Origin of the sequence: Empedobacter sp. GD03865 (assembly GCF_029840775.1) — a bacterium.
Classification (GTDB): Bacteria; Bacteroidota; Bacteroidia; order Flavobacteriales; family Weeksellaceae; genus Empedobacter; species Empedobacter falsenii_B.
Window position 1 is genome coordinate 96,597 of sequence record NZ_JAOCDF010000007.1, and the last position, 7,006, is coordinate 103,602.

Genomic DNA, 7,006 nt, shown 5'->3' on the forward strand with positions numbered 1-7,006 from the left:
GTCTTGGCAAGGATATTTTTTTTAGATACAAATAACAATGTTTTGGGAATTTTTGAAGTAGATCGAAACACAAAATAGCAACAAAGGCTGTCGTGAGACAGCCTTTATATTTTTTTATCACTTTATAATTTAAACGGTATGATATTTAAAACTTTGTTCGTTTTTAATTGTTTTTACTGATTCGTAAATCAACTCGATGACATTTTTTACATCAGCTTGATGAACCATTTCAACAGTTGTGTGCATATAACGCAACGGCAACGAAATTAAAGCAGACGGAACACCTCCATTACTATATGCAAAAGCATCTGTATCCGTTCCTGTTACACGAGAACTTGCCGCACGCTGAAAAGGAATATTGTTTTTCTCAGCTGCATCAATAATTAATTCGCGCACATTATTTTGCACCGCTGGCGCATAATAAACAACTGGACCATCACCACATTTTTGCTCACCTTCTTTCGATTTTGTAATCATTGGAGTTGTAGTATCGTGTGTAACGTCCGTAATAATTGCAACATTTGGTTTAATTGTTTGTGTAATCATTTCCGCACCACGCAATCCTACTTCTTCCTGAACCGCATTTACAACGTATAAACCAAAATCTAATTGATCTTTATTTTCAGCCAATTTACGCGCAACCTCAGCAATCATAAATCCTCCCATTCTATTGTCTATCGCACGACAAACAAAATAACGGTCATTCAACGTAAAAAATTCATCAGGATAAGTAATCACACAACCAACATGAATTCCAAGTTCTAAAACTTCCTCTTTCGATGTACAACCTGTATCAATCCAAATTTTATCTGGAGTCGGCGCTTCGTCTTTTCCTGCTTGACGCAAATGAATAGCTGGCCAACCAAAAACACCTTTTACAATTCCTTTTTTGGTATGAATGTTAACCACTTTAGAAGGCGCAATCATATGATCTGATCCTCCGTTACGAATCACATAAATCAATCCGTCATCAGAAATATAATTCACAAACCAAGAAATCTCATCAGCATGGGCTTCAATCACAACTTTATACTTCGCTTCAGGATTTATTACACCATAAGCAGATCCATAATTATCTGTTTTTACCTCATCTACGTATGGTTCTATGTAATCCATCCAAACTTTTTGTCCTTCACTTTCAAAACCTGTAGGTGAAGCTGTATTTAAATATTTTGTCAAAAAATCCAAAGATTGTTGATCAAACAAATTATTTGTACTCATTTTAGTTTATTTATCTAACAAATGTACTAATTTTAGGAACAATTTTTGAACTAATTCTGATATGAAATTTTATATCTATCATATAACTGTACTACTTACTTTTATTGGATTATCTAATGTTAATGCTCAAATTTTTGGGTTAGATTTAGGGGGAAAAAATCCTTCTCAAGAAATTAAAAATGATTCAATTAATTTAGATGAATTTGCGTTTAATCCTTTAGACACAATACATCTTAATGAAATGAATAGTTATTCGGTTCATTTAAAAACTGATTTAGAAAAAAAATATTATTTATGGCTAAGAAAGCGCGTTCGCGATGTTTGGCCTTATGTGAGAACTGCTGTTAGAGAATATAATTATGTATCGGATACGATTCAAACTATGGATAAAAGACGAGACAAAAAACGTTTTATTAAATCTCGTCAAAAGGATTTGGCTGATCAATTTGAAAATCAATTAAAAAATATGTCTAGTTCTCGTGGACAAATTCTTACTAAATTAATCTACAAAGAAACCGATAAAACAACATATGATATTATAAAAGAATTACGCGGCGGATTGAATGCTTTTCTTTATCAAGCAGCAAGTGGCGCATTTAATATTGATCTGAAACAAACTTATGATCCGAAGCGAACACGAGAAGATTTGTATATTGCGGTTATTCTTCAACGAGATTTTGCAGACGGAACGTTAAAACCTGTCGACGAAGATTAATTTATCTTTCATACTACCAATTATAATAATATTCTGATTTTTTATTATATTTGATTTAATAAAGGGAAAAACGTGGGAAACAATATAAAAAGAATTGGTGTATTAACCTCTGGAGGTGATGCGCCTGGAATGAATGCGGCCTTACGTGCCGTTGTAAGAGCATGTAAGTACTACGATATCAAATCAGTAGGAATCCGTCAAGGTTACGAAGGTTTGATTAACAATGATATGATTGAACTTGGACCTCGTTCGGTAAAAAACATTATCAATCAAGGTGGTACAATTCTTAAAACAGCTCGTTCATTAGAATTCAAAACTGCAGAAGGTCGTCAAAAAGCATACAATCATCTAAAACAAAATAACATTGATGCTTTAGTTGTAATTGGTGGAGATGGTTCTTTTACAGGAGCAAATATCTTTCATCAAGAGTTTGGTGTTCCATTTATTGGAATTCCGGGAACAATTGACAATGATATTTTTGGAACAGATTTTACAATTGGATACGATACAGCTTTGAATACTGTCATTGATGCAATTGATAAATTAAGAGATACAGCAACTTCACATGATCGTGTATTTTTTGTAGAAGTTATGGGACGTGATGCAGGTTTTATTGCTTTAAATAGTGGAATTGCTTCAGGTGCACAAGATATTTTGATTCCAGAACAACGTGATAGCGTCGAAGAATTATGTTCTTCTTTAGAACGTTCAGAAAAATCTGGAAAAAAATCAAGTATAGTTGTAGTTGCAGAAGGTGAAAAGTTAGGTGGAGTTTTTGAATTAGCAAAACAAGTACAAAATCGTCATCCAGAATATGATATTCGTGTAACAGTTTTAGGACACATACAACGTGGTGGTTCTCCATCTTGTCACGATCGTGTTTTAGCAAGTCGTTTAGGAATTGCTGCTGTCGAAGGTTTACTAGAAGGTAAAACAAATCTTATGGCTGGTATTCGTTCTAATAAAGTTGTATTTACAGCCATTGATGAAGCCATCAAAAAACACAATGAGATTGACGAAGAGTTGATCAAAGTAGCTAATATTTTAGCGATTTAAACATTTAATATAAAGGGAAATTATATATACTATGTCAAAAATTAAAATTGGAATCAACGGATTCGGAAGAATTGGTAGCCTTGTTTTCGGGGTTGCTATTGAGAGAAACGATATTGAAATCGTAGGTATTAACGATTTAGTAGACGTTGATTATTTAGCTTATATGCTAAAGTATGATTCAGTTCACGGAAAATTTAACGGAGAAGTTAAAGTAGAAAACGGAAACTTAATTGTTAATGGACAAACAATTCGCGTTACAGCTGAAAGAGACCCAGCGAACTTGAAATGGGACGAAGTTGGAGCTGATATCGTAATCGAAGCAACAGGTTTATTCTTAACAAAAGAAACTGCAGGAAAACACATTGAAGCTGGAGCAAAAAAAGTTGTTTTAACAGGTCCTTCTAAAGATGATACCCCTATGTTTGTAATGGGTGTTAACCACGAATCTGTAACAGCAGAAGACACTATCGTTTCTAATGCTTCTTGTACAACAAACTGTTTAGCACCATTAGCAAAAGTAATTCACGAAAATTTCGGAATTGTGGAAGCTTTAATGACAACAGTTCACGCAACTACTGCAACTCAAAAAACAGTTGACGGACCATCAATGAAAGATTGGAGAGGTGGACGTAGTGCAATGGTAAACATCATTCCTTCATCTACTGGAGCTGCGAAAGCAGTTGGAAAAGTAATTCCAGAATTGAACGGAAAATTAACAGGAATGTCTTTCCGTGTACCAACTGTTGATGTCTCTGTAGTTGATTTAACAGTTAAATTAGCAAAAGAAACAAACTACGACGAAATCAAAAAAGTAATGCGCGAAGCTGCTAAAGGAGATTTGAAAGGAATTGTAGGATACACAGAAGATGCTGTTGTTTCTCAAGATTTCGTAGGTGATACAAGAACATCTATTTTCGATGCAGAAGCTGGTATCATGCTAAACCCTACTTTCGTTAAGTTAGTTGCTTGGTATGATAACGAAATTGGTTACTCTAACAAAGTAGTTGATTTAGTTCAACACATCGCAAAGATTTAATTCTTAATTAATAATTAACAAAAAGGCTGTTCTCAATAAGTGAATGGCCTTTTTTGGTTTAGACTTCTAAAATTTTAAGAAAATTTTATTTTTTTTTAAGACTTTTTATGTTAATTCTGTTATTTAGATGTAAACTTTGTTTATATTTGAATCACTTATTAAAAAAACAAGAAGCCTATAGATAAAAAAATCTACTTTACTAAACCAAATAATCTACCTTATGAATTACGAAGAAGACTCGTTACTTATCAAAGAATATATTGATGGTAATGAATACGCTTTAGAAATTTTAATAGAAAAGTATAAAAGTAGAATATATAGTTTCATTTTCTCAAAAGTTTTAGACAAAGATGTCACTGAAGATATTTTCCAAGACACTTTCATCAAAGTTATTCTTACACTAAAAAGTGGTGGATATAATGAAGAAGGTAAATTTTTGCCTTGGTTAATGCGCATTGCTCATAATTTAACAATTGACTATTTCCGTAACGTTAAAAAAATGCCAGCAATTAGAGAGACTGTTGGTAAATATGATGATGATTATAACATCTTCGATTTTATTGGAAACTCTGATGAATGTTCTGAATCCAAAATCATAAAAAATCAAATCGAAAATGATTTAAGATACCTGGTTACTTTATTACCAAGTGATCAAAGAGAAGTTTTAGAATTAAGAATTTTTAAAGAATTAAGTTTCAAAGAAATTGCGGAAGAAACAAATGTCAGTATTAATACTGCATTGGGAAGAATGCGCTATGCTATTATCAACTTGAGAAAAGTCATCGAAAATAATAACATTATTTTAACAATCGATTAAAAAATAAACTTATCTATTTAGCGTTTTTATGATAAATAAGTTTTATGATTGAATTTTACTCAGAAAAATTTAAACCAAAACAATCAACGATTGAAAAATTATTAATGTTTTCAAAATCAATTTCAGCATTGAAATTAAATAACGTGAAGGAAATAATAATCCTAAATTTAAATTAATCGAACACTGCTTTTATCAAATAAAAAATCCTGAAAATATTAAACATTTCAGGATTTTTTTATGCAAATAAATTAATCTTTTCTGAAAATCATAACTCAATTTATAACTATATTGCATCCTATACCACATCAAAAAAATTTTAGTATGACCCTACAAGAATTTAAAAATAGTTTAGATTTACCTTTAATCACTTCACCTATGTTTCTTGTTTCTCGAACTGAATTAGTTGTAGAAGCATGTAAAAATGGTGTATGTGGAACTTTCCCTTCTTTGAATGGAAGAACAGCCGAAGATTTCGAACAAATGTTAATTGATATCACTTCTCAATTAAAACAATTTGAAGATGAAACAGGTAAAAAAGCAGCTCCATTTGGAGTGAATTTAATCGTTAACAAAACAAACCCTCGTCTCGAAGGTGATTTAGCTTTATGTGCAAAATATAGAGTACCGCTTATTATTACGTCGCTTGGTGCTGTAAAACAAGTTGTAGATGCAGTTCATAGTTATGGAGGTTTGGTTTTTCATGATGTGATCAAAAAACGTCATGCGGAAAAAGCTGCTGAAGCTGGTGTAGATGGAATTATTGCTGTAGCTTCTGGTGCTGGTGGACATGCTGGTACGGCTAATCCTTTTGCTTTGATTGATGATATTCGCACTTTTTACGATGGTTGTTTAATTTTAGCAGGTGCGATGAACAACGGAAACGATATCTTAGCAGCTGAAAATATGGGTGCTGATTTTGCATACATCGGAACTCGTTTTATCGCGACAAAAGAAGCCTCTGCGAATCAAGATTATAAAACAATGTTAGTCGATTCTACTTTCGAAGATGTGATTTATACAGATGGAATTTCTGGTGTAAATGCAAATTTCTTGAAACCAAGTATTATACATTCTGGAATTGATTTAGACGAAAAAAAAGAAGAAGATTTTTCGAAATTAATTGGAGGCGATGGACATAAAGCATGGAAAGACATTTGGTCTGCTGGACACGGAGTTTCTGGAATTCATGATATTATTTCAACCGAAGAATTAGTCTATCGAATGAAAAATGAATATAAATGTGCATTAGAACAAAATGTGCAGAAATTAAATAATTTGAAATTTTAAATTTAATAATGAAAACAACACAAGAACTCATCGAATTAATTTCTCTCAAAAAGTTAGAAAATAATCTATTCGAAGGAAAAAGTTCTTTTATGGGAAGTCCTCATGTTTTTGGAGGACAAGTTGTAGCACAAGCATTAAATGCTGCATACCAAACAGTAGACACAGACAGATTTTGTCATTCATTACATTCATATTTCATTTTAGCTGGTCAATTAGACGAACCAATCTATTATGAAGTTGCTATTTTAAGAGATGGAGGAAGTTTCAGTACAAGAGTAGTAACAGCAAAACAAAATAACGAAGCTATTTTTGTAATGGCATGTTCTTTTCAATTAAAGCAAGAAGGTTACGAGCATCAAGAAGAAATTCCAGATGTAAAACAACCAGAAGAATTAATCAGCTGGAGACAAATTGCAGAAATGTTCGGAGATTTTTTACCAAAAGCTACTAAGCAATTTATAATGGCCGATAGACCAATAGATTTTAAACCTGTCGAAACATTAAACCTTGCAGAAAAAAAAGATTATGAAAGTTATAGCAATGTTTGGATGAATTTTAATGATGCGCCAGAAAACTTACCCTTGCAAGTTGTTCATCAGTTAATCGCTTACAGCTCTGATTATAATTTATTATCTACAGCGTTAAAACCTCATGCTTCTAAGGCTCATTTTGGTAACACTCAAATGGCAAGTTTAGATCACTCCATTTGGTTTCACAGAACTCCAAATTTACAAGATTGGATTTTAGTGAGCGTAGATTGCCCAAGTACAATGGATACAAGAGGGTTTACAAAAGGAGAACTATTTAACAGATCAGGTGAGCTAATTTGTAGTGTTGCTCAAGAAGGTTTAATTCGACCAAAAACAAAATAAAT

7 protein-coding genes are annotated in these 7,006 nt (G+C 32.4%); 6 read left to right on the forward strand and 1 reads right to left on the reverse strand.

All coding sequences use genetic code 11. The annotated features are described in order from the left end of the window. Positions 1–129: 129 nt before the first annotated feature. Positions 130–1,221: a M42 family metallopeptidase gene (locus N5D46_RS04600; protein WP_115001110.1), complete on the reverse strand. Its 1,092-nt coding sequence runs from the start codon at positions 1,219–1,221 to the stop codon at positions 130–132. 61 nt (positions 1,222–1,282) lie between these two features. Here N5D46_RS04600 and N5D46_RS04605 point away from each other — a divergent pair, with 61 nt between their 5' ends. The 6 genes from N5D46_RS04605 to N5D46_RS04630 all read left to right on the forward strand — a co-directional run bounded on the left by N5D46_RS04605 (position 1,283) and on the right by N5D46_RS04630 (position 7,004). Next, on the forward strand, positions 1,283–1,936 hold the full coding sequence (locus tag N5D46_RS04605; protein WP_115000016.1) for a DUF4294 domain-containing protein: 654 nt from the start codon (positions 1,283–1,285) through the stop codon (positions 1,934–1,936). Between the two features lie 72 nt (positions 1,937–2,008). Continuing rightward, a complete protein-coding gene (gene pfkA / locus N5D46_RS04610) occupies positions 2,009–2,992 on the forward strand; it encodes a 6-phosphofructokinase (RefSeq protein ID WP_280049289.1) in 984 nt (327 codons plus the stop codon). Positions 2,993–3,023: 31 nt separating this feature from the next. Then, the gene (gene gap / locus N5D46_RS04615) at positions 3,024–4,028 is read left to right on the forward strand and encodes a type I glyceraldehyde-3-phosphate dehydrogenase (RefSeq protein WP_280049290.1); all 1,005 of its coding nucleotides are present in this window, start codon (positions 3,024–3,026) and stop codon (positions 4,026–4,028) included. Between the two features lie 220 nt (positions 4,029–4,248). Beyond that, positions 4,249–4,845, forward strand: a complete 597-nt coding sequence (locus tag N5D46_RS04620) for a sigma-70 family RNA polymerase sigma factor (protein WP_125349251.1) — start codon at positions 4,249–4,251, stop codon at positions 4,843–4,845. A gap of 321 nt (positions 4,846–5,166) precedes the next feature. Further along, a complete protein-coding gene (locus N5D46_RS04625; RefSeq protein ID WP_280049291.1) occupies positions 5,167–6,132 on the forward strand; it encodes a nitronate monooxygenase family protein in 966 nt (321 codons plus the stop codon). Between the two features lie 8 nt (positions 6,133–6,140). Beyond that, positions 6,141–7,004: an acyl-CoA thioesterase II gene (locus N5D46_RS04630; protein WP_115001117.1), complete on the forward strand. Its 864-nt coding sequence runs from the start codon at positions 6,141–6,143 to the stop codon at positions 7,002–7,004. Positions 7,005–7,006 lie beyond the last annotated feature (2 nt).